Here is a 23,946-nt window from a genome sequence, read left to right on the forward strand (position 1 = left end):
GCGCTAGATTCAGTCAGGCGCGCGAGTCATCCCGTATTTGCGTTATATATTTACTACCATGCACTGGCTACAAAGGCACCTTTAAGCCATTGCAGCTCATCACTCAACGGATTCTCTTTTGAGCTGAGCTTACCCGCCGTATTATAAGCAATGACATCAAAGCGGCAGTCATAATGAGCGTACTCAGGATGCTGCTGCAAAAAACATTGCGCCGCTTTAATCACTTTACGCTGCTTGCTTGTCGTCACGCTGAGTGCTGCATCGCCATAGACTGACCGCTTGCGTTGACGAACTTCGATAAATACTAGCGTTGACCATGCAGGTCCTACTTCCGTCATAATCAGATCTAGCTCGCCTATTTTTGGCTGTTGCCAGTTTTGCGCTACCAACCGTAACCCTTGTGCTTGTAAATACTCACACGCCTGCTGTTCAAACAGGCTGCCTTGGCGTTGTTTCGGTGAGGTTAAAATCAAAGGTTTGTGATTCGCCATAAGGTCAATTCGTCTGCTTAACATTTGAGAATTATCATAGCACAACATGCTAAACTAGCCACTTCTGCGCGTTATGCTCTCAAAATCTATCGATTTATTCACTCACTATTTGACTGAAAAATCATAGATAACGACTGGATATAATGGCGCACTATTATTGTTAATAACCCGAGGTTTTCATGTCTACCCCTACTGCGATGCCAGCTTGTCTCTATATCGTTGCCACGCCGATTGGCAACTTGACCGACATGACGCCACACGCGATTGCTGTTTTAAAGCAGGTCGCGATCATTGCCTGTGAAGATACTCGCACTTCAGGTAAGCTGTTGTCGCATTTTGGTATTGATACCAAAGGAAGCAAAACGGATGAGGCAAAAAGCTCAGAGACCCATCATGCCACAAGTAGTGTAGAAGATGATGAGGCCACAACGAAGCAAAAAGGTCATAACAAGCTATGGGCTTATCACGAACACAATAGCGCTATTCAAACGCCTAAAATCATTCAAATGATTGAGCAAGGTCATTCGATTGCCTTGATTAGTGACGCTGGTACGCCACTGGTTAGTGACCCAGGTTATCAATTGGTACAGGCTGCACATGAAGCTGGCGTGACCGTATCTCCTATCGTTGGGGCTTCTGCTGCTATTGGCGCATTGTCAGTGGCAGGGTTGCCATCAGATCGATTTAGCTTTATTGGGTTTTTACCAGCCAAAACTCACGGCCGTCAAAAACAACTGAACGATTTGATCGCACGTACCGAAACTCTAATATTTTATGAAGCGCCGCATCGCATCGTATCTAGCCTGGAAGATATGGCGACGATATTTGGTGCAGGCCGTGCAGTTACTTTTTGTCGTGAATTGACCAAAACGTTTGAAACCGTACATAAGAGCACCCTTGGCGATTTGGTCGATTTTGTCAAAGCAGATGACAATCAGCAACGCGGTGAGATCGTCGTGGTCGTCGCTGGCGCCGGTGTGGCAAAGGATACTGACGACATCAGTACTCATGATAAATTGCTACAGCGTTTGCTAGAGGATCTATCGGTCAAAAAAGCAGCCGCGCTGGCCTCTGATATCACTGGTGTAAAAAAGAATGCACTTTATCAGCGTCTACTAGAGCTGCAAGCTGACTAGTTTTTAACAATAAGAAAGATAACTGTTTATAAATTAATTGAAGAGAGGTAAGCAATGTACGATGTAATGGCGATAGGTAATGCGTTGGTTGATCACGAGTATGTGCTGTCAGATGCGGCACTAGAAGAGACCGAGCTGACCAAAGGTAATATGACACTAGCAGAGTTTGAGGAGCAGCAGCAACTACTGGCTTACTTTAAGTTGGCTGAGATTGAGCCATCAAAACAAGCCGGCGGTGGCTCAGCAGCCAACACGATGTTCACCTTTGCTAGCCTCGGTGGCAAGCCGTTCTATGCATGCCGCGTCGGTGATGACGATCAAGGGGCATTTTACCTCAGAGACTTGCACGAAGCAGGCGTTGCCACATCAGATAAATCTATCCATGAAGGCGGTGTGACAGGCTCTTGCGTGGTCGCTGTCACCGAAGATGGCGAGCGTACCATGCAGACCTATCTTGGCACCTCAAGCGAAATCGCAGCTGACAATGTTGATTTTGATGCGTTGACGCAAGCAGACTGGCTATATTTAGAAGGCTATTTGGCCATGTCTGAAAGCATCCAACCAGCAATGACTCAGCTGCGCCAACAAGCCGGTATTCATAATGCAAAAATTGCCGTGAGTTTTGCGGATCCTGCGGTAGTGAAATTTGCCAAAGACGGCCTGCTTAACATGCTCGGCAATAAAGTCGCCGTGATATTCTGTAATAGCGAAGAAGCCAAGCTATTCACCGATAAAAAACAAGTCAAAGCCGCTGCCCGTGCCCTGCTTGAACATTGCCAAACAGCGGTCGTCACTGATGGTGCCAACGGTGCGGTCATTGCCCACAAACCTGATGACGAATCGGAGATTGAAGTTTACGACGTGGCAACGCCAGCAGTAACGAGTGTTATCGATACCAACGGCGCAGGTGATAACTACGCGGGTGCCTTCTTGTATGCGCTATCGCAGCATTATAGCTTGCCAGAGTGTGGACGTCTTGCCAGCGAAATATCGTCACAAGTCATCCAGCAGTTTGGACCACGTCTTGCCTCGCAGGATTACCGAAATATCGCTCAGCGTGTCCTATCTGCTTAAATGCTGAATATGTATATTTAACGCAAATAAAAAGCCCATATCAAGTCGATATGGGCTTTTTTGTTTATAGATTATAATCACTCAAATAATTTTCCTAAATGAGCACGCTTTTATCGTTAAAAATAAGCGCTTAGAATGACTAAACTTATTATTTTTAACATCGAATCGCCTAAAAAATAGTCGCTGTCAGTGCCATGGTCGAATGTTCAACACGCCCTAAGCAGTAGCTAATGCTTGCGCAAGATCGGCTTTGATGTCTTCAATATGCTCGATACCAATAGACAAACGTACCATATCTTCACTAACGCCAGCTTGCTCAAGCTCCTGCCCATTTAACTGGCGATGCGTCGTCGAGGCAGGATGACAGGCCAATGACTTGGCATCACCGATATTCACCAAGCGCGTAATCAGCTGTAGCGCATCGATAAAGCGCGACCCTGCTTCCAAACCGCCTTTTACGCCAAAGGTCAAAATAGCAGAAGGTGTGCCTTTCATATATTTTTTGGCAAGCTCATGCTCAGGATGGTCAGACAGGCCAGCATATTTTACCCAAGCGACCTTGTCATGGTCACGTAAGTATTCTGCAACCGCTTGTGCGTTCTGTACATGACGCTCCATCCGTAGGCTCAGCGTCTGCATCCCTTGCAAGATACTAAACGCATTAAGCGGACTAAGCGCCGCGCCCGTATTGCGTAGCGGTGCGACACGAGCACGCGCGATAAAGGCAGGCGCGCCCACGTCTTTGACAAAATTCACCCCATGATAACTGGCATCTGGTGTGTTCAGTAATGGGAAACGCTCAGGATAATCGCCCCACGCAAACGTACCACTATCGATAATCGCACCACCAATCGACGTCCCCGTACCGCTCATATACTTAGTCAATGAATGCACCACAATGTCCGCACCAAACTCAAACGGACGGCATAGCGCAGGGGTCGCAACGGTATTGTCAATCACGACAGGCACACCGTACTCGTGAGCAATATCACTGAGCGCCTGAATATCTACGATATTACCTAGTGGGTTACCGATACTCTCGGCAAAGACCATTTTCGTCTTATCATCGATTAAATCACGAATGGCTTCTGGATTTTTGTGGTCAAAAAAGCGCACCTCGATACCTTGACGCGGCAATGCATGCGCAAACAAATTGTAAGTCCCGCCATATAGCGTCGATACGGCGACGATATTGTCACCTGCTTCACAAATGGTCTGGATCACATAAGTGATAGCAGCCATACCAGAGGCGACCGCAAGCGCACCGATACCACCTTCAAGCGCAGCAACGCGCTCTTCTAGCACCGCATTGGTCGGATTCATAATACGCGTATAGATATTGCCCGCGACCTTTAGATCAAACAGATCAGCACCATGCTGAGTGTTATCAAACGCATAGGAGCTGGTATGGTAGATAGGTACGGCGACAGATTTGGTGGTCGGCTCCACGCTATAGCCAGCATGAATCGCCAAGGTCTCAAGACGCTGGTTGTTCTTTAGTTCTTGGGCTGCTTGTTCATCACTCATCGTACATTCCTTTGTATGGATCAAATGTATTGATCAAGATTTACTGATTCAAGAGTTCGCGTTTAAAAACTATCTCAAAAAGCTGTCTGCTAAATCATAGCAATAAAAAAAGCTGAGTTCATCATAACTCAGCTTCTTTATTAAAAGAATAGCAAAATACTAATTGTTTAATGACAAACATGCATAAACGTTTTTATAACCGCTATGCTGCTTTTATTGGTTTTTTGCATTTATTTATAATAAGCATTTTCTGTGCGCGTATGGTCGGTATCATCAACCACTTGCGTCAGCTCTGGTATTTGCTGCTTAAGCTGTACTTCAACGCCTTGACGCAGTGTCATATCAACAGCTGAACAGCCTTGGCAACCACCGCCAAATTTCAAGACGGCGGTCAGGCCAATACCTTCTTCTTCAATCAATTCAAGCAACTGTACATCGCCACCATGTGCTGCCAAGCCAGGGTTAATCTCTGACTGCAAGACATAGTTAATACGCTCTTCGACGCTCGCGTCAGCACCTACTTTGGGTACTTTAGAGTTTGGCGCGCGGAAGGTCAGCTGACCACCAAAACGATCTTTATTGTAATCGATAACCGCATCTTCTAGATAAGGCACCGAGGCCGCTTCGATAAAGGCTGAAAAATCATCATAGGTCAAACACAAATCAGCGCTGTCTTCTTCGCCTGGTTGGTTGTAAGCCATGCAGCACTCTGCGCGCGGCGTGCCTGGATGCTCAACGAAGATACGCACACCGATACCATCAGTATCTTGCTTGGCTAACAAGTCTGCCAAATAGCCTTGAGCAGACTCAGTGATGGTGATATTGCTTTTTGCTTCAACTTGCTCAGTATCTAATGCTGACTCATAGTCAGCGGCTTGATTTTGCTCACTCATAATGTTTCCTATGCATTGTGACACAAGCGCAATATCTATTATGGCGACCGTGTCGTGAATTTGAATTTTTCAAAATTTTTATGGCTTATATCAGTTTGCAAGCCATCAGTGCTTGAGGTTTATTATTGTAATGCACTGGCAGCAATAGTCATAAAATTTAATCCGTCTATAATGGCCATTATACCTGAAACAAGGAGTAATTCCGACCGCGCTACTGTGAATTGAACCGTGACCGCTGCAAATGGTTGTCATTGGTTTTTTCAATGGCACTACAAGTCAGTAGATTAGGCATTGTTTATATAATGACTGATAAGCTACCCTCTATATAAAGACAGCTGCATTATTTATCAAGTATCCTAGGTAGCTTTAAAATCATAAGAGATTTATGCTAATTAACGCCATGCACTTATCAAACCGTATACGTTCTATCACTAATCGGATTAAACACAAATGAAAACACTAGCTGTTTTCATTAATGACACTAGATTTACAATAACGGATTGTGATGATTAGGATTTTCGTAAGAAATTTAGCAATAGCTTTTCTGTATAAGACTGTTGTTACTGAAAGTTCTATTCATAAATAATAAATAAACAAAAGTAGATATTTATAAATGGAATATACAATGGTAACGTTAATATTGAGCATCTTTGTTATTCTAATAATCACTATGATAATCGCTAGTAATTATTACTTCACCTTAACCAAAAAAATAATGAAACGTTACGACAAAGCACCTTATCTACTCATCCTGTTTTACAATCCCTCATACCATATAACCTTTTACGCAGATTATAAAAATGATTTAAATCCTAAAGAAATAAATGCGTTTAAGTACTATTTTATACTTTACATAGTTACCATTGTTTTGTTTATAGCGCTGTTAATCATAGGCAATACCCTTATATATCTGAATAAAAACTAAGTGTCGCCTTTGACAAAACATCTTTCTACTTGTCAGAAAGTCACAGGCTGTGTCAGTATTAGCGTCATTAATTTTTTATCAGTAAAAATAAATTGTAGGAAATTGGCGTCTATGAGTGAATTATCAGAGCAAGCTTCAGATAAGCAAAACCCCGAGCAAAAAAACAGTACACACTACCGTTATTTGGTTTTTATCGGGCGTTTCCAGCCGTTTCATTGTGGGCACAAGGCAGTCATTGACGAAGCGCTCAAACGCTCTGATGAAGTGATTATGCTGATTGGTTCGGCCAATCTACCACGCAGCTTACGTAATCCATTTAGCGTCGCTGAACGCGCTGCAATGATCAAGGGCGCTTACTCAGCAGAAGACGCCGCTCGTATCCATTGCGTCGGTCTAGACGATGCGCTCTACAATGACACGCGCTGGCTACAATACGTCCAAGCAGGCGTGAAATCGGTCACGGGTGATTTGCAAACGGATATTGGCTTGATTGGTCACTCAAAAGACAGCTCATCATATTACTTATCGCTGTTCCCTAACTGGGCATCGGTGTCAGTACCCAATTATCATAATCTATCAGCCACGCCTATTCGCGACAGCTATCTGATGGGCGCTACGCCAACGCCTGAGCGCACGCCTGAGTCAACGCGCAGCGTCCTCGATGCATTCAAAAAAACGGACGACTATCATCAACTGCATGAAGAAGCGGACTTTATTGATAAATACAAAAGACAGTGGCAATCTGCCCCCTATCCACCAACCTTCATGACGGCTGATGCGTTGATTGTACAATCTGGGCACATCTTACTAGTCGAGCGACGTAGTATGCCAGGACGCGGATTGTGGGCATTACCGGGTGGTTTTTTAAACCCAAAAGAGACGCTATTTGACGCTTGTATTCGCGAGCTGCGTGAAGAGACACGCCTGAAAGTGCCTGAGCCCGTATTGCGCGGTTCTTGCCACAGTCAGCATACCTTTGATGACCCGTATCGTTCAGCACGCGGACGCACCATTACCCAAGCCTTTTACTTCCAGCTCAAAAACGACCCAAAAGGGTTGCCAAAAGTCAAAGGCGGTGATGACGCAACCAAGGCTTTTTGGCTGCCACTGGCAGAGCTTGATGCCAAAATGATGTTTGAAGATCATTATGCGATTATTACCAAAATGGTTGGCTTATAGTTTTTTAACAAATGATTACGTAAGCGATAGCTGTCTCAATCATTAATAAAAACCTCACTATTTACTTTGTTATTTTTATACCAGTGCCGATAGACGGCACTCAACCGCCGCCACTGTTCTTTCAAGGCAGCTGCGGCAGCTCAAAGCAGAGGAGTTCTGTGATGTACACCAGTAATCTAAACAATTTAATCTTAAATAGTGACAGCTATAAAACCTCACATTGGGTGCAATATCCAAGTGGTAGTGAGTATCTGTCCAGCTACATTGAAGCACGCAAAGGCGACTATGATGTGGTGTTCTTTGGTCTGCAGGCCTTTATCAAAGAGTACCTAAGCACTCCTATCACGCATCAAGATATCGACGAAGCCGAAAAAGTGATTAAAGCGCATGGCTTAACCTTTAATCGTGCGGGCTGGGAGCACTTGATTGAAAAACACAACGGCTATTTGCCACTGCGTATTCAAGCCGTTCCTGAGGGCAGCATCGCTCCGGCATCAAATGTAGTCTGCCAAGTTATCAACACTGATCCTGAGTTTTATTGGCTACCAAGTTATATCGAAACAGCGCTATTACGCGCGATTTGGTATCCGTCAACGGTCGCTAGTGTCTCTCGCTATTGCAAAGAGATTATCCGCCAAGCGCTAGAAAAATCAGCGGACAATACAGAGTCGCTACCTTTTCGCTTACATGACTTTGGCGCGCGCGGTGCGTCGAGTCAGGAGACGGTTGCCCTTGGCAGCTTGGCGCATTTGGTCAACTTTGCTGGTACCGATTCAATGACAGCACTTATTGCAGCCAGTCGCTGGTATCAGATGGGTGATGACATGCCTGCGTTCTCTATCCCAGCGGCCGAACACAGCACAATGACGGCTTGGGGACGTGATGGAGAAACCGCTGCTTTTCACAATATGATTGAGCAGTTTGGCGGCACAGACAAAGCGTTTTCGGTGGTATCAGACAGTTACGACCTATGGAACGCGATCGATAATATCTGGGGCGACGCCTTAAAAGACGACATCAAAAACATGGGCGGTACCTTGGTCATTCGACCAGACAGTGGCGAGCCGACTAAAGTGGTTCGTGAGGCTTTAGAGCGTTTGGCGGTGAAGTTTGGTACAACTGTCAATAGCAAAGGCTATAAAGTGCTGCCTAATTATGTGCGCATCATTCAAGGTGATGGCATCAGCGCACAAAGCTTAAGCAAAATTATTGATGTGGTGTTAAAAGCAGGGTTTAGCATAGAAAATGTGACCTTCGGTATGGGCGGTGGTTTATTGCAACGAGTCAACCGTGACACCATGAGCTGGGCGATGAAATCGAGCGCTATCTGTATCGATGGCACATGGAAAGATATTTATAAAGACCCTATCACCAGCCGCTCAAAACGATCGAAAAAAGGACGATTGGCACTGGTACAAGATGGCAATGGTCAGATCAAAACCATAAAAGAGCAGGCATTGGGTGCACCATCAGACAACCTATTACGCGATGTCTATGTTGATGGTCAATTATTGATTGAGGACAGCCTTACAACTATTAGGGAGCGTGCAGGATGGTAGACACCAACAAACTAACATCTATCGCAAAAGATGTATTATTTGCGCCTGTTTATCTTTATCAAGGACGCAAAATCAAGCGTGAAACCGTTCGTTTGCCGGAGCCAAACGGCGAAAGACATGGTATGGTTGAGCTATCAAAAGCAGATGATGGACTGTCATCTAAAAGCCAAGAGACGCTCAATTTGATGATCGTGGGCGACTCAGCAGCAGCAGGTGTTGGCAGTCAGACTCAGCAAGAAGCGCTGGTTGGTAAGCTGATTCCGATATTGGAACAGAATGCCGTTATTCGATCGAACTTTGCACAGCTCAATTGGTCATTACAAGCGACGACTGGTCATACTAGCTTTGATATTTTGCGCAGATTATATGTCCTCCCTACTCCTGACCAACCTATCGATGTGATGTTGCTGAGCGTTGGGGTCAACGATACGACGTCCAATGTGGCAGTCCACAAATGGCAACAGCAGATCGAAGACATCATCCATATTGCACAGCGCAAGTTTGGTGTCCGCGAATTGATTTTTTTGAGCTTACCACCGATGGCGCAGATGCCTGCGATTCCCTCCCCACTCAATAATTTTGTTGGGGCAAAGGCCTCAATACTTGATGAGATATTGCAAAAAGTCTGCGCTGCTCATGACGGTGTCAACTATATGGCAACTGACTTTGCACGCATGATAAAAGAGCATGGCAATGGTCAGCCTATTGATATTGCCGTGATGTTCGCCAGTGATGGCTTTCATCCTAGCAGCCTAATGTACGGTTATTGGACACAGCAAATTGTAGAAAACATTACGCAGTTATTGGCTCCATCTGCCATTCAGGCTGATGACCAAACACACTCAAGTGTTAGTGCCTAAAAACACATGTGTTTAAAAACAAAAAAAACCGCTGAATCATCAGCGGTTTTTTATTACTTAGCAAAACACATTTACACCATAGGTATAAATTATTCAGCAGCGTCAGCAGCTTTCTTGCTACGGCCACCAAATGCACCAAAGCGTTTGTTGAAGCTTGCAACACGGCCTTCAGTAGAGGTTTTACGTTGCTCACCAGTATAGAATGGATGCGACGCACTTGAGATATCAAGTGGGTAGTATGGGTATTCTTTACCTTCGTATTCGCGAGTCGCTTTAGTCTGAGCCGTTGAACGAGTCAGAAAGAACACGTCAGCGTTTGTATCATGGAACAAAACTTCTTGGTAATCAGGATGGATATCTTTACGCATAATAAACTCTCTAGGTCCGATGTATGTATGGCAATTTGCGTCAACATCATGAGCGATGTCTCAAGCAAACGAAAACATACGTAACTGAGGCACTAAGGACATTATAAGTATGGCAACTGCGTCACTGGCTTATTCCAGCACAAAGCACCACTCTTCTGCTCACTTAGCCTTTCCCCAGCGGGAAAATTAAACCGCGATTTTAACGGTTTTTGTCACCCAACGCAAGCCGCAGTTGTGATAGAGATATGTGATAAGTTGTCACCAATACACAAATAGTGTTGAGATGTACGAGTTAACCCAGTACAATACTTTGGTTAGTTTAATTAATCAATTATATAGATATCTGTAGTTAAGCTAACGAGCTTTAGCTTTTCTTTGCCATTTATCTATTATCTATCGAACATTTATGCGATATGGCTAGTCAGTTTTCTTCAAAAAATATCGCACTCTTTGTTCATCGGTAAGCACAACTTCCCTAACACTAAATAAGGACTATTCAATGATAAACACTACCATCAAAACCACTACTAAGGCACTATTAATCAGCTCAGCACTTGCTATCACGACTATGGCAAGCGCTGCTCTACCAACTCAGTGGCAACTAGATAATTCACATACTCGTGTCGGTTTCTCTGTTGAGCATATGGGATTTTCTACGGTTATGGGGCACTTTAGTGATGTCGACGGCACTGTACAGTTCGATCTAAAAAACCCAAATCAAACTCAATTTAACTTTGTTGTAGATACAGACAGTATTGATACTGGTTGGGAAGCCCGTGACAAGCATCTGAAAACCGACGAGTTTTTCAATGTTGAGAAGTACCCTACCATGAGCTTTAAATCCACTCAGGTTAACTTTATCAATCCACAACAAGCAAAAGTCACTGGCGACTTTACTTTACTTGGTCAAACCAAACCATTAACACTTAACCTAACGCTAAAGAAAATCGATAACAGTCCTTTGACCAAAGAACCTGTGGTTGGCTTCCGTGCAACAGGTAATATCGATCGTACAGCGTATGGCATGGACGCTTACTCACAAGGCATCACCACCAACGTCCCTATTCAGATAGATGGTGAGTTGGTAGAAAAGAAGTCAAAATAAGTCTTGTTAGCTTCTAGCATTTACTACTAGCCATAAAAAAGCAGCCTCTATGATAGGGCTGCTTTTTTGTCTTAAGCTACTTTTACCTTAAGATAATATCATGACACCTTATTTGGTTGGAATAACATGCCAAACGTCAAATTTGTTATCGCCGTCTTTGTCACCCATCTTTGTATCATTAGCATAGAAGTATAATGGTTTACCATTCATCGCCCATTGATACTTACCATCTTCACGCTTGAACGCCGCAAACTGGCCAGAAGCTTTAGCATTGCTTGGTGCTTGGAAGATTGGCCACACAACTTGACACGCTGTGCCGCAATCTGACTTATTCATTGAATCTTTGTCATAGGTATAAAGCGTCATGTAATTGGTTGCATCAACCAACACGCCATTTTTGCTAGCGACAGGGGCAGTGTTGTTATTGGTCGCTTGGACTTCGTGCGTGCCTGACATATCATTTCCAACAACACTTTTTATGGTCGTACAGCCTGTCAATGCTAATACGCCAGTTAGTGCAGATAACATCATGATATTTTTCATAGCAAATTCCTTGTCATTTTGATAATTGTAATAGTAAATTTTATGAGCCATTTTTATTTTATGATGTGAAAGTGATAAAAACAAAGCTTTAACTTTACTTGAGCAAAATGAATATAACACACAGTTTTTAGCGATAATGGCCATCAATATACAAACTTACAAAAGTGGCTGAATCTTACAAAATGCTTAAACACAGGCCTTTTTGGCTACAGAAAACTGACCTTATCCCCATTCTCCAGATGTTGCACTCGACTTCGCCTATTAGAAACTGCCCAAGGCCACCTCACCTCGTTGACAAAACTCATGCATCTACTTACGTATTTGTCATCATATTGTCTGTAGTTCTTCGTAAAATGAACTTATAGAAATGAAGTATTACTACACAATAGAAAATACCTCTGTTGTGGCTTATAAATAAATATTGAACTTAGCGACCTTCGCACGCATATCAATAGTTACAAGACATTTAACGATGATACCAGCATGGCCTGATGCAAATGCTACTAAGGATATAATGACGACAATGACTCAGTCTTCTAATAAAAATCACGCTCATTCTGTCAAACAAGATGATTCTTCTGATTCTTCTAAGGTGCTGTCTTATGGAGATCATCAAAACTTGCCCACCAAACGTCCTACTAAACGCGTCGGTATTTTGGGCGGCGGTACTGCAGGCTCAACGATTGCTATTCGCCTTGCCGCACTAGGGCTTGAGACTTATTTGTTTGAGAAGAAAAAATCACTCATTGATGGCCCACCAATGTGTCACTTGCATGCTGGCGGCAACTTGTACCGCGAGATACCTGATGAAGATTGTGTGGCGCTCCTCAAGCAATGTATTGACATATTACGTCTCTATCCTTATACCATCGACGTTCGTCCTACTGTATTTGCGGTGCCGACACGCGATGAAGGACTGCCTGAAGACTTGCTACCGCGTTTGGATATTTTGACAGAAGCTTATCAAGATCTGATTGAGCAAGATGTCAACAATAAAGTACTTGGCGAACCTGAGGATTACTATCAGCTCTATAGCCATGAGCAATTGCTTGAGTTGTCTGAGCGTGAGCAAGTTGAAGTACCAAGTACGGTTGATGAGTGGATGATACCCGTTGCCAAATACTTAGACTTAAATAAGGTAAAATTTCCACTGATTGTCGTACAAGAATATGGCTGGAATATATTTCGCTTGGCGGCTTCTGCGCAGTTGGCGCTTGAAGAATATGATCATGCCCATGTCTTTACTGACACCACAGTACAAAAAGTAGTCCCTGTGGATTGTGAAAACTGCACCAATGCCGATCACCATGTTACCAAATGGCGCATTGACTATCAGCAAGCAAACGACTCTCAAGCTGAATCTATCGAAGTCGATTATTTGGTCAATGCTTGCGGTTTTCGCACTGGTGTCATCGATGACATGGTCGGTGTTGAAGTCACGCGCATGGTCGAGTTTAAATCCTCTTATGTCACCCATTGGGGCGATGCAGGTGGACAGATACCTGAGATTATTGTGTATGGTCAACGAGGTACGCCCGAAGGCATGGCGCAGTTAACCCCCTATCCGGGTGGGTATTTTCAGATACATGGCATGAGTAAAGCCATTACCTTATTTGATGACGGTCTGGTCGCATCTAGCTCAGATAGCGCTCAGCCTAAACTACCACAGCAATACGTACACTATATCGAGGATGGCTGGGACAAAGCGCCGCTACAAGCGCGTAGCCAGCAGGCGATTGAATATGTGGCTGAGTTTGTACCGACATTCAATAGTGCACGCACTGTTGGCAATGCGCTATATGGTGGGCAGCAAATTCCTGGAGAAGATGATACGTTGCGAGTGGCTGACGTAAGCTTGTATTCTAATATACGTTACGCTCGTGCAGAAAATGTCAAAGCATCTTCAACCTTGATCGCTGCTGATCAGATAGTGAATGAGCTGACGACGCTCGGATTGATACAGAACGATACGCCAATGAATCGTAGCCGCTACGCACACGAATGGTCGTACTTGACACATAACGATGGTCTGGCTGTTGATAAGGTTGCACGTGTACTCGCTGAGCAGCGTGGATTTCCAATAGTAATGGCAGATGTCAATCATAGTATTCGTGAAGCAGCACTGGCTGATCTCTCACCCGCTGGTGTATAGCAAGTATTAGTCATTTCTAGCGTTTACGGTTAGCTTTATGAATATAAAACTGACTATAAAAAAGGAGCGGACAACCAATAATCGGTTATCTGCTCCTTTTTTATGTGATTGCTTTTAATTGCTCGATTTTATAAAGCTTAGCTGTTGCTACCAGCCATTTTTTCTGTATCTACATGATCATTGATGGTCACGACGGTCTGTAGCATCTCGATTGCCTCGTTGATGGTATTGCACACCACCAAACGATCTAAATCTTGCTGCTTCATAAACCCTTGCTCGGTGGTATATTTTAGATGCTCAATCATACGGTCATAAAAACCATTGATATTGAGAATAATCATTGGCTTTTCATGTTGATACAGCTGACGCCATGTGGCGATTTCCATAATTTCTTCTAGTGTACCCAGTCCGCCCGGCAAGGTAATAAAAGCATCAGCATACTCTGCCATAACGGTCTTACGCGTGTGCATGGTATCGGTCAAATGCAAGCGAGTCAGCTGCTCATGAGCGATTTCGTGCTTGAGCATAAAGGTTGGAATGACGCCTACCGCCTCAGCGCCGCCTTTGATGACCTCATCTGCGACCGCGCCCATGAGACCAATGCTAGCACCGCCATATACCAGTCCCATACCATTATCTGCCAACGCACTGCCAAGCTCGCGTGCTGCCTGCTCATACACATCATTGTTGCCCAAGCGTGAACCGCAATATACGGCCACTAGCGGCATCGTTAGTGTTGATTTATCCACGGCTTTTTCTATATTGGTGATGTCTTTGCTCGTAATTACATCATAAGTATCATCGTTGATTTTCATTTGCATATGGTTTCCTTAATTTATCGATCATTTTTTATTGAGTGTTTGTTATTAGTAAAGGTCAAATACCACACGTTTCATTTATAGTGTTATGCACGCCATTTATAGAATGAGTTCAACCAAGTCAGACAAAACTTGAAAGTCATATTTGAGTACCTGTCTCGCTAGTATTTATCTTAACATAAGCAATGCTACCACATAGTCACAACGATTTATCACTACGCAACAACTACATTTTAAAGATGGGAATTGATGACTCATCGCAGTTTAATAATCACTATCTACTCATAAAAGACATGAAGGTATCAAGATGGATAATCACAACGCTGTTTCTGCCGCAGAGTATGCAGAAAGTATTATTAACAATCCTTTGATTAGTCCTAATATTGCTGATGGCGCAACCAATATCGACACGTACTCGTTGAGCATCATGACCGATCGCAATCGAGTGTTGGCCGCGACCGTCTATCGTCCTAAAGAGGGAACGACAACAGCGATTATGATCGCGCCCGCCACAGGAATCAGACGTCATTTTTATCATAGCTTTGCTATCTATTTAGCAGAGAGCGGCTTTGGCGTACTGACTTTTGATAATGAAGGGATTGGTGAGTCGCTTTCGACCAATCTGGCAAAGTGTGATGCTTCGCTCATCAGTTGGGGGCGACACGATATGCCTGCCGTACTTGATGCGCTGCAAGATGAGTTTCCTGAGGCGTCTTACCACCTTATCGGTCATAGTGCAGGTGGCCAGCTTATCGGTTTGATGCCAAATTATCAGGCGATTACGTCCGTATTCAATGTCGCGTGCTCTTCAGGCCGCATCAAAAACATGGGCATGCCTTATAAGCTCAAAGCCATGGGATTTATGGATGCCTTTATCCCACTATCAAACTTAACCTTAGGGTACACACCATCAGACAAAATCGGCATGGGCGAGCCACTACCGCGCGGCGTGGCTCGTCAATGGCGTGAATGGTGTAATGGCGCAGGCTATATCAAGACTGCTTTTGGTAAAAGTATACACACCCATTTTTACGATGCACTCAGCATGCCAGCATTGTGGCTTGGCTTTAGTGATGATGATATTGCCAATAGCGAAAACATGGATGACATGATACGCGTATTTACGAACATGCCCGTCGAAAAGCGGTTTTTAAATCCTGAAGATTTCGGATTAAATCATATCGGTCACATGCGCTACTTTAGCAGTAAAACCAATGCTAAAGCGCCAAAGCTGTGGCAAATGGCAGTAGATTGGTTTAGTAAAGGTGAATAGCGTTGTTCATCCATCAATATAAGAGGCCGTCGCGACTGATATCATTTATTTGTATCAATACACAAAGTCGATAAATGCGCTTTTATTACTTAGCATTGTTTGTTTTTTCTGCTTCTATCCGCTTCTTTAGGGCAGAATACAGTGACGGCTGCATATTATGAATATTGCCTATCATCCATTTAACATAGCTGATAGGCACCTCTTTGATTGGCTTGCCTTTGTGTTTGCCAAATGGCATCTTGCTCACAGGCGTCGCTTTATTTGAGATAGCATGTGCCGCTGCAAAATCGGTCGGTGCAATCTCTAAACGCTCGCAGCAGGCTTGGTAAAGTAGATAACACATCCGCGCATCCTCTAGCGCATCATGAGCGGCAATCGTCATCATGCTCGCCTCGCCCTTACCCAATAATTGCTCGATACACTTAGACTGACCATAAGCGCGCCACTCTGGAAAGGCAGCACGCGCGAGTCTCACAGTACAAATCAGCTTAGCAGAAGGGCTGCCAATCACTCGCCAATCAAAGCGTACATTATGACCAATCAAATACTCTGGCAGCTCAAACTGATCCAGCTCAAAACGCTCAAGACCAGCCACGTCAGCATCAGTAATACCATGCACCTTGATGACGGCAGGGGATATAGAGCGGCCGCTATTGAAGTACTTCATCCATTCAAATCCAGTTGCCACGTTGATCGTCGCCACTTGAATGGGTCTCGGATCACGGCCTTGATCGGTTTCAGTATCGATGACAAGCGCTGTTTCAGCCATAGTAGCCGTATCTGTCATGTCAGCGGTGTTCAAAGCATCATTCATAAAAAATTAACCATTCGTAGCACCATCATCGCTCAACCGAAGCGTTAAGTAGATAAAGTTATATTTGCTGTGCTTGTATTTAACCACACCTGTATTTATGGGGATAAAAGCCATAGATAACAATGCGATACATACCTTAGCAGATAGGGCTTTTATAATATTAGCTCATATAATATAAAACAGATAAGAGACATCAATGCTAGCAGATGGAAAAAACCAACCACCGAAGCCTTCTTTTGTCAGTCGTGTACTCGGCGTACTGATTAAGGCGGTTGTATTGCTAGGGTTTTTATTTGTCTTTGATAAGCTGCTACCCAGCATTAGCGAGCAGACCCAATCGTTTGTGGTCGCCAAATGGCAGCAGATGAGCCTATTACAACAAGAACTGCCAACAGAGAACAGCTTGCCAAATCCGCTACCAGACAAGCGTCTGACCGATACGTGGGGTGCGGCACGCAGTCAAGGGCGCTCACATGAAGGCATCGATATCTTTGCAGAACGTGGCACGCCGATACAGTCAACCACGCAGGGAATTGTGAGTAAGGTTGGTGAGAATAACTTGGGTGGGCGCGTGGTCGTCGTGGTAGGGCCTGGCGGTGCTGGTCATTATTACGCGCATCTAGAAGACTATGCCGATATTGCGCCCAATGATTGGGTCAATCAAGGCGATATTATCGGTTATGTGGGTGACAGCGGTAACGCAAAAGGGACACCGCCACATGTACATTACGGTATTTATATCAATGGCAGTGCCGTCAACCCTTACCCGCTGTTGCAAAAAGACTAGGTATACTAAATTAGGCATGCTAAATAAATCCGCATGACGAGTCTAAACAATATGGGCAAGGCCTGTACTAATTTGTCGCAGCCGATCTCACATACGCGGCTGGAAATACCACACTAAATGTCGACCCCTCTCCCTCTATTGAGTCAATCTGCAACTGCGCCTCGTGCTGATGCAAAACGTGCTTCACGATAGCCAGCCCTAATCCTGTACCGCCTGTGGCACGACTACGCCCTTTATCAATACGATAAAAGCGCTCCGTCAAACGCGCAATATGCTCTGGTGCGATACCAAGTCCATCGTCCTCAACGGCAAATCGGCACCCATCCGATGTCTGCGTCCAACTGATGGTAATATTACCGCCTTTTGGCGTATATTTAATCGCATTGATGACTAAGTTGGACAAGGCGCTGATCAAGTACACCTCTGACCCATATAACCCATCATAAGTATCTATGTGCAAATGAATGGTGTGCTTGTACGCTTGGTTATATGCCTGCGCATCATCATAGATATTGGTGAGGAGTTTGGTCATATCGACATCATTAAACTCATGTGTCTCTTCGATTTCAATCTTGGAGAGCAGTAATAAGTCATTTACGATTCGATTCATACGGGCTGTTTGCTGGGTCATCAGCTCAAAACCGCGACGCCACTGTGGCGGCATGTCTGGTTGGTGAGAGAAGTTCTCCAAATAGCCCATCATTACTGTCAGCGGCGTGCGTAGCTCGTGCGAGACATTCGCCACGAAGTCTTGGCGCATTTGCTCTAAATGCTGTACGCGGGTCACATCATAAATAAACAATAGCTTCTCGTCACCAAAAGGCGTGAGCTCACACTTTAGATAACGACTGGGATCGCGCCACGATTCTATATGAATACCATCATTCGGCAGGGTGGTGTTTTGATAGTACTGGCGAAACTCGGGCACAATGATAAAGTCAAACACACTTTGGCCTTTGTCAGCTGGCTGCAGTGACAAGAGATCCTGCGCCGCCTGATTCCACCACTCTAACCCATCATCTTCATTCAGTAAGATGACCGCATCTCGCAATGCTCGCAGCGCACTTCTGATTTTCTCTAATTGCTCCGCCGCATTTTGGCTAGCGATTTGTGCTGGCGCATCTTGCTGGTCATTATTATAGTTATGGTCTTTTTTCTTTTTTGCTGGCGCTATCTTGTTCATTTCTTATCCTTACCACTATCCGCTATTTTATTTATTGTTATGGTGGCATTGTTCATACAAGATCAAGTTATCAAAAATCAACTTATATAAGATTAGCTTGGCTCAATAAGACTAGAGAACCGATAACCTGTACCGCGCACCGTTTGTATCAATGTATCACAATCATAAGGGCGCAATAGTTTACGTAGACGCTTGATATGTACATCAATGGTTCGATCTTCGATATAAACGTTACCGCCCCAAACCTGATCGAGCAGCTGCGTTCTTGTGTAAGCGCGCTCTGGGTGACTCATAAAAAATGCTAATAAGCGATATTCTGTTGGGCCGACCTCGATGACTTTTCCTGCGGCTGTCACGCGCTGGCTTTTGGTATCGAGACTCAGCTGACCAATTTCGATAGGCTTGTCGCTACTCATCACGCTACTACGGCGCAAGACGGCTTTGATTCTGGAAATCAGCTCGCGCGTCGAAAAAGGCTTGGTCATGTAATCATCTGCACCTGCATCGAGGCCGTGAACCTTGCTGTCTTCTTCGCTTTTGGCCGTTAGCATAATGACGGGTATCTCAGAGAGCATCTCATCGCTTTTGAGCATACGACAAAAATCAACACCGCTCTTGTCTCCGGGCAACATCCAATCTAATAATATTAATGACGGTCTATGATCGACCACTTGCTGATGCGCTTCTGATACGTCAGCCGCTTGTAGGCTATCAAACCCAGCCATTTCTAGCGTCATCACAACCATTTCACGAATCGCAGGTTCATCTTCAACAATCAAAATTTTCTCATTATACATAGGACATTCTCGGTGTTAGCGGACAAAATCTGGCATATAAAAAGGCGATAAATACTCACCAGTCTCTATCTATTAAACGGATTAATTATGACAGCCTGATGACACTCTGATGTCAGATCTCCAATAGAAAATTAAGTGGTCCATCATTGATGCTTTCAACTTGCATATCAGCGCCAAACTGACCAGTGGCTACATTCGGATACTGGATTTTGGCATAGTCGATGAGTTGCTCGAACAGCACTTGGGCCGCATCAGGTGCCATCGCGCCACCAAAGTCAGGGCGGCGACCTTTATCCGTTTTTGCCATCAGCGTAAATTGTGACACTAATAACAATCCGCCGCCGACTTGCTGGACGTTTTTATCCAGTTTACCAAATTTGGCAGGATCGTCATCATTTTCAAAAATGCGATAGGTCAATATTTTGTCAATCATTCGCTTGGCGGCGGCGAAATCATCATCATGACCCAACCCAATATAGGCCAATATCCCATGATCAATTTTGCCAACACAATGCTCATCGATAGTGACGCTGGCACGGCTCACTCGTTGTATCAGTGCTTTCATTTACGACCTTCTTTATTTATAAATGGCTTACAGTTTATGGTCAGACAATAATACGCTGTCCATGATAAAATATGGCCATTAACTTGCCTATGCAATAATGACATCACATCCTATTTTGGTAGCCTTATTATGAATGTATTTACCACCTTACAACAGCTGGTACCGCAGCAAAAGCTCAGTAAAGTCGCTGGACGTTTGGCCGCCAGTCGTCATCCTTATGTCAAACGCACCTTTATCCGTGGTTTTGCCAAAGCTTATAATATCAGCCTAGATGAGTATGAGCGCCAGAGCCTTAATGCTTACGAGAGTTTTAATGACTTTTTTACTCGTGAACTAAAAGAAGATGCTCGCACCATCGATACCACCGCAAACGGCATCGTTAGTCCTGCTGACGGTATCATCTCTCAGCTTGGGCAAATTAAAGATCATAAAATGCTACAAGCCAAAGGGCGTCACTATGACGTTGGCCAATTGCTGGCTGATAGCGAAGATGGCCGTTATTTTGCCGATGGTAGTTTTGCGACAATCTATCTAGCTCCTAGCAATTACCACCGTGTTCATATGCCATTTGCCGGTACGCTGACCAAGACTCGCTATGTCCCTGGTACGCTGTTTTCGGTCAACAATACCACGGCAGCTAATGTGCCGGACTTGTTTGCACGTAATGAGCGTTTGGTCTGCATGTTTGATACCAAGTATGGCAAAGCGGCCGTTGTCATGGTAGGCGCTATGATTGTCGCTGGTATCGAAACCGTCGCCACTGGCAAAATTACCCGCACGGATGATATACAAGAAGCGGATCACGATATGCAGTTTGCGGCAGGTGATGAGCTTGGTCGTTTTTATTTAGGATCAACGGCTATCGTAGTGTTGCCAAAAGCAGCAAAAGCCGATTGGCAAGAGACCATGAAAGCCAATAGTTTTGTAAAAATGGGTCAATTACTGGGTGTCACGAAACCGTAATTTATTTCTAATATAATAAGAAATAAAAGCCCAGTGAAGCGTATATCACAATGCTCAACTGGGCTTTTTTATACCTAGCGTTTTTATAGATTTACGCGTCGATCAACCATCCTTGCTGGGTCGCATAGTCAATATTGTGTGATAGCCATTTATGAATAGGAGCAAAGCTGTCTTGAATAAACGCATGTGCACCTGCGACTTGACTACGTGTCACTCCAAGCTCACGCCACGTTTTGCCTTCAGTATTTAAGTTGAGCAAAAATGGCAGTAAGCGATCGACCACTTTAAGTAGCGCAGTCTCTTTACTACTGCCTGTCTCTTGCGCCTCCCAAATCTCACTCAAATTGCCAATCCCATTGCCGCGTTCGCCTTGCAATCTGGCGATACCCGCTCGCTCCTCAACATGTGCATCATGACGCGAGTCGGCGTACAAAAACGTATCGCCCGCATCAATCTCGCCCAAATCATGTACCAGTGCCATCTTTAGCAATTGTTCATGATTGACATCCAGCTCAAACAACTCAGCGATCGACCAGCATGCCATTGCTAAGTGCCAAGAATGTTCGGCAGAGTTTTCTCTGCGATCAGTCTCAGTCACGTAACTACGGCGATTCACGCGTTTGAGCGCATCTAGCTCTAGTAAGAAATGAGTGACGTCCTCTATATCGATAGTTGCAACGGATTTTTGATCGGTCAATGACGTCAGTGTGTTTGAAGACATATTTCTCTCTGATTTTTTGATAATTTTACACATTACGGTGTGGCTAACAACAAAATAGCGCTGATGTTATCAAGCGCTATCTCTTATAAGTCATTGGGTCAAATGACTGAGCACCCTATTATATAACCATCTACTTAATCAAATTCAGAATGGTTTTGAAAGCAGGGTCTTCACTGCTACGGCACAACTCAAACAAAATGGTTTCTACTGTCGAGATTATCCCACCTGCACGGCGAATACGGCGAATGGCTTGTTTTTTGTCGTATGGAAAACGCGAGCCAACGGCATCGCCAATAATGACCGGTTGCATACCATTGTCTAGCAAATCAAGCGCGGTCTGTAGCACACAGACGTGTGCCTCAACTCCGATAAGCAATACGGTACTACGGTTTTGCTGCGCTAAATGATGCCATGTGTCATTGTTATCGCAGGCACTAAATGTGACTTTTTCAAAGCTCTTTGCATTGTCGCCCTCTAGCACATCACGAAGCTCTGGCAAGCTATCGCCCAATCCTTTTTTATACTGCTCGTTGAGCATGATGGGAATACCAAGCGCTTGCAGTCCTTTGATTATGGTCACTGTTTTTTTGACGATATTTTCGTGATCATAAATGTACGGCGTGAGGCGTTCTTGTACATCGATAATCATCGCTTGGGTGTTTTCACGAGCAATTCGGTAAGTACGATCAGTAATCATGGTAGACATAGTACACTCCTTGTACGACTGATATTTATTATAAAAAGCTATTTTAGAATGGTCATTATTAGAGTTGTCATCAATAACATCTTAGCTCAGCTCACCCTTATTTAGTCACAGTTTCTTGAATGCGTCAATGGAGATAATTTTCATACGTACCTGTGTGCTCTTTACTACGCCAAGCATTAACTCGCTCATTATATTCACAAAAAACCCCCAGCCATCACGGCTAGGGGTCATTATTAGAATATTTTTAATCAACAAATGTTACAAACTGGTTGCCGATTTTAAAATTAAACACGCTCGATAATAGTGGCGATACCTTGACCAAGACCGATACACATGGTTGCAAGGCCAAGCTCGGTATCTGACTGCTCCATTGCATTGAGCAATGTCACTGTGATACGAGCACCTGAACATCCTAGTGGATGACCTAGAGCAATCGCGCCACCGTTGATGTTGACGATATCTTGCTTGTCCGTCAAGTTCAACGCTTTTAAGACTGATAGGCCTTGTGCGGCAAAGGCTTCGTTTAACTCGATGGTTTGCATGTCATCGATGCTCATGCCAGCACGCTTCAAGGCTTTGTTGGTGGCTGGTACAGGACCATAACCCATAATCGCTGCGTCACAACCAGCGACAGCCATGCTACGAATACGAGCGCGAGGCTTTAGACCAAGATCTTTGGCTTTTTGCGCGCTCATGACTAGCATCGCTGACGCACCGTCAGAGAGTGCAGAGGACGTCGCAGCAGTCACTGTACCGCCTTTTGGATCAAACGCTGGACGTAGCTTTTGCATTTGCTCCATCGTCGCATCTGGGCGAATCACTTCATCGACGGTACATAGCTGCAGGCGGCCATCTGCATCATGACCTTCGATGCCGATGATTTCATTATCAAAACGGCCTTCAGTGGTCGCAGCCCATGCACGGCGATGCGATTCAAGACCAAACGCATCTTGCTCTTCACGCGTAATGCCATTCATACGGCCTAGCATCTCAGCGGTCAACCCCATCATATTTGAGGCTTTTGCATAGTGCTTAGAAGCGGCAGGGTTTAGATCAATACCATGCATCATGCCGACGTGACCCATGTGCTCAACACCGCCAATGATAAACACATCACCTTGGTTGGTCATGATTTGTGCAGCTGCGGTATGTAGTGCCTGCATAGATGAGCCGCACAGACGGTTAACCGTTTGTCCACCAGCAGTCTTTGGAATACCTGCCAATAGGCCAATGTTACGACCGATGTTCATGCCCTGCTCTAGTGTTTGGTTGACACAGCCCCAGATAATATCTTCGATGTCATTGGTGTCGAAGTCGTTACGTTCTACTAGCGCGCGTACCAGTTCAGCGGATATGGTATCCGCACGTACATGGCGGAACATACCATTTTTAGATCTGCCCATCGCTGAGCGCACGCCATCTACGATGACCACATCTTTTGGACTTAAAGTTGTCATACTATCTTCCTTTTCAATTTTTATTGTCAGTGTTGTCGATTTAATCGGGC

At 44.6% G+C, this 23,946-nt stretch carries 23 protein-coding genes; 10 read left to right on the plus strand and 13 right to left on the minus strand.

Annotated features, from left to right (window positions below; translation table 11 throughout):
* Positions 1-53: 53 nt before the first annotated feature.
* Positions 54-539 (minus strand): YraN family protein, encoded by a 486-nt coding sequence (locus BLR43_RS08405; protein ID WP_071002909.1) that lies wholly within the window; start codon positions 537-539, stop codon positions 54-56.
* 131 nt (positions 540-670) lie between these two features.
* Here BLR43_RS08405 and rsmI point away from each other — a divergent pair, with 131 nt between their 5' ends.
* Positions 671-1,627 carry a 16S rRNA (cytidine(1402)-2'-O)-methyltransferase gene (gene rsmI, locus BLR43_RS08410; protein WP_093070369.1) on the plus strand — a complete coding sequence of 319 codons (957 nt, stop codon included), beginning with the start codon at positions 671-673 and terminating at the stop codon, positions 1,625-1,627.
* Positions 1,628-1,681: 54 nt separating this feature from the next.
* On the plus strand, positions 1,682-2,701 hold the full coding sequence (locus BLR43_RS08415; RefSeq protein WP_093070372.1) for an adenosine kinase: 1,020 nt from the start codon (positions 1,682-1,684) through the stop codon (positions 2,699-2,701).
* 216 nt (positions 2,702-2,917) lie between these two features.
* Here the strand turns inward: BLR43_RS08415 and BLR43_RS08420 are convergent, their stop codons facing one another.
* Together BLR43_RS08420 and nfuA are read right to left on the minus strand one after the other, a co-directional pair.
* Positions 2,918-4,228, minus strand: a complete 1,311-nt coding sequence (locus BLR43_RS08420) for an O-acetylhomoserine aminocarboxypropyltransferase/cysteine synthase family protein (protein ID WP_093070375.1) — start codon at positions 4,226-4,228, stop codon at positions 2,918-2,920.
* 230 nt (positions 4,229-4,458) lie between these two features.
* Positions 4,459-5,121 (minus strand): Fe-S biogenesis protein NfuA, encoded by a 663-nt coding sequence (gene nfuA / locus BLR43_RS08425; RefSeq protein ID WP_058025134.1) that lies wholly within the window; start codon positions 5,119-5,121, stop codon positions 4,459-4,461.
* 1,036 nt (positions 5,122-6,157) lie between these two features.
* On the opposite strand from nfuA, the gene BLR43_RS08435 reads away from it, so the two are divergent.
* The 3 genes from BLR43_RS08435 (at position 6,158) to BLR43_RS08445 (ending at position 9,644) form a co-directional block, all read left to right on the plus strand.
* Positions 6,158-7,225 (plus strand): bifunctional nicotinamide-nucleotide adenylyltransferase/Nudix hydroxylase, encoded by a 1,068-nt coding sequence (locus BLR43_RS08435; RefSeq protein WP_071002904.1) that lies wholly within the window; start codon positions 6,158-6,160, stop codon positions 7,223-7,225.
* Positions 7,226-7,386: 161 nt separating this feature from the next.
* Positions 7,387-8,784 carry a nicotinate phosphoribosyltransferase gene (locus BLR43_RS08440; RefSeq protein WP_093070380.1) on the plus strand — a complete coding sequence of 466 codons (1,398 nt, stop codon included), beginning with the start codon at positions 7,387-7,389 and terminating at the stop codon, positions 8,782-8,784.
* Positions 8,778-9,644: an SGNH/GDSL hydrolase family protein gene (locus tag BLR43_RS08445; RefSeq protein WP_093070382.1), complete on the plus strand. Its 867-nt coding sequence runs from the start codon at positions 8,778-8,780 to the stop codon at positions 9,642-9,644. Before BLR43_RS08440 ends, BLR43_RS08445 begins: the two co-directional genes overlap by 7 nt.
* Before the next feature lie 89 nt (positions 9,645-9,733).
* On the opposite strand, the gene BLR43_RS08450 is transcribed toward BLR43_RS08445, so the two are convergent.
* Complete coding sequence (locus BLR43_RS08450; RefSeq protein WP_093070385.1) at positions 9,734-10,012, minus strand: type B 50S ribosomal protein L31; 279 nt, start codon at positions 10,010-10,012, stop codon at positions 9,734-9,736.
* Positions 10,013-10,511: 499 nt separating this feature from the next.
* On the opposite strand from BLR43_RS08450, the gene BLR43_RS08455 reads away from it, so the two are divergent.
* On the plus strand, positions 10,512-11,117 hold the full coding sequence (locus BLR43_RS08455; RefSeq protein WP_071002900.1) for a YceI family protein: 606 nt from the start codon (positions 10,512-10,514) through the stop codon (positions 11,115-11,117).
* 108 nt (positions 11,118-11,225) lie between these two features.
* On the opposite strand, the gene BLR43_RS08460 is transcribed toward BLR43_RS08455, so the two are convergent.
* Positions 11,226-11,660: a COG4315 family predicted lipoprotein gene (locus BLR43_RS08460; protein WP_093070387.1), complete on the minus strand. Its 435-nt coding sequence runs from the start codon at positions 11,658-11,660 to the stop codon at positions 11,226-11,228.
* A 514-nt stretch (positions 11,661-12,174) separates the two neighbouring features.
* On the opposite strand from BLR43_RS08460, the gene BLR43_RS08465 reads away from it, so the two are divergent.
* On the plus strand, positions 12,175-13,812 hold the full coding sequence (locus tag BLR43_RS08465; RefSeq protein WP_379542924.1) for an FAD-dependent oxidoreductase: 1,638 nt from the start codon (positions 12,175-12,177) through the stop codon (positions 13,810-13,812).
* 137 nt (positions 13,813-13,949) lie between these two features.
* Here BLR43_RS08465 and BLR43_RS08470 read toward each other — a convergent pair whose 3' ends face one another.
* The gene (locus tag BLR43_RS08470; protein WP_075107332.1) at positions 13,950-14,633 is read right to left on the minus strand and encodes an LOG family protein; all 684 of its coding nucleotides are present in this window, start codon (positions 14,631-14,633) and stop codon (positions 13,950-13,952) included.
* A gap of 304 nt (positions 14,634-14,937) precedes the next feature.
* On the opposite strand from BLR43_RS08470, the gene BLR43_RS08475 reads away from it, so the two are divergent.
* Entirely contained in the window at positions 14,938-15,903 is a 966-nt protein-coding gene (locus tag BLR43_RS08475) for an alpha/beta hydrolase family protein (RefSeq protein ID WP_093070390.1), read from the plus strand.
* A gap of 85 nt (positions 15,904-15,988) precedes the next feature.
* Here the strand turns inward: BLR43_RS08475 and BLR43_RS08480 are convergent, their stop codons facing one another.
* On the minus strand, positions 15,989-16,717 hold the full coding sequence (locus BLR43_RS08480; protein ID WP_227674117.1) for a putative quorum-sensing-regulated virulence factor: 729 nt from the start codon (positions 16,715-16,717) through the stop codon (positions 15,989-15,991).
* Between the two features lie 196 nt (positions 16,718-16,913).
* Between BLR43_RS08480 and BLR43_RS08485 the strand changes: the two genes are divergently transcribed.
* Positions 16,914-17,504 (plus strand): M23 family metallopeptidase, encoded by a 591-nt coding sequence (locus BLR43_RS08485; protein ID WP_093070392.1) that lies wholly within the window; start codon positions 16,914-16,916, stop codon positions 17,502-17,504.
* Positions 17,505-17,571: 67 nt separating this feature from the next.
* On the opposite strand, the gene phoR is transcribed toward BLR43_RS08485, so the two are convergent.
* The 3 genes from phoR to dtd form a co-directional block, all read right to left on the minus strand.
* Entirely contained in the window at positions 17,572-18,687 is a 1,116-nt protein-coding gene (gene phoR / locus BLR43_RS08490) for a phosphate regulon sensor histidine kinase PhoR (protein WP_093070394.1), read from the minus strand.
* Between the two features lie 92 nt (positions 18,688-18,779).
* A complete protein-coding gene (phoB, locus tag BLR43_RS08495; protein ID WP_093070396.1) occupies positions 18,780-19,484 on the minus strand; it encodes a phosphate regulon transcriptional regulator PhoB in 705 nt (234 codons plus the stop codon).
* Between the two features lie 112 nt (positions 19,485-19,596).
* Positions 19,597-20,049, minus strand: coding sequence for a D-aminoacyl-tRNA deacylase (gene dtd, locus BLR43_RS08500; RefSeq protein ID WP_093070399.1), 453 nt, complete (start codon positions 20,047-20,049; stop codon positions 19,597-19,599).
* Between the two features lie 129 nt (positions 20,050-20,178).
* On the opposite strand from dtd, the gene asd reads away from it, so the two are divergent.
* Positions 20,179-21,012: an archaetidylserine decarboxylase gene (gene asd, locus BLR43_RS08505; protein ID WP_071002894.1), complete on the plus strand. Its 834-nt coding sequence runs from the start codon at positions 20,179-20,181 to the stop codon at positions 21,010-21,012.
* Positions 21,013-21,103: 91 nt separating this feature from the next.
* Here the strand turns inward: asd and BLR43_RS08510 are convergent, their stop codons facing one another.
* The 3 genes from BLR43_RS08510 to fadA form a co-directional block, all read right to left on the minus strand.
* Entirely contained in the window at positions 21,104-21,733 is a 630-nt protein-coding gene (locus BLR43_RS08510) for an HD domain-containing protein (protein ID WP_071002893.1), read from the minus strand.
* A gap of 130 nt (positions 21,734-21,863) precedes the next feature.
* Positions 21,864-22,439, minus strand: a complete 576-nt coding sequence (locus BLR43_RS08515) for an isochorismatase family protein (RefSeq protein WP_058025121.1) — start codon at positions 22,437-22,439, stop codon at positions 21,864-21,866.
* A 284-nt stretch (positions 22,440-22,723) separates the two neighbouring features.
* A complete protein-coding gene (gene fadA, locus BLR43_RS08520; protein ID WP_071002892.1) occupies positions 22,724-23,896 on the minus strand; it encodes an acetyl-CoA C-acyltransferase FadA in 1,173 nt (390 codons plus the stop codon).
* Positions 23,897-23,946 lie beyond the last annotated feature (50 nt).

Origin of the sequence: Psychrobacter pacificensis (assembly GCF_900101915.1) — a bacterium.
Taxonomy (GTDB): domain Bacteria; phylum Pseudomonadota; class Gammaproteobacteria; order Pseudomonadales; family Moraxellaceae; genus Psychrobacter; species Psychrobacter pacificensis.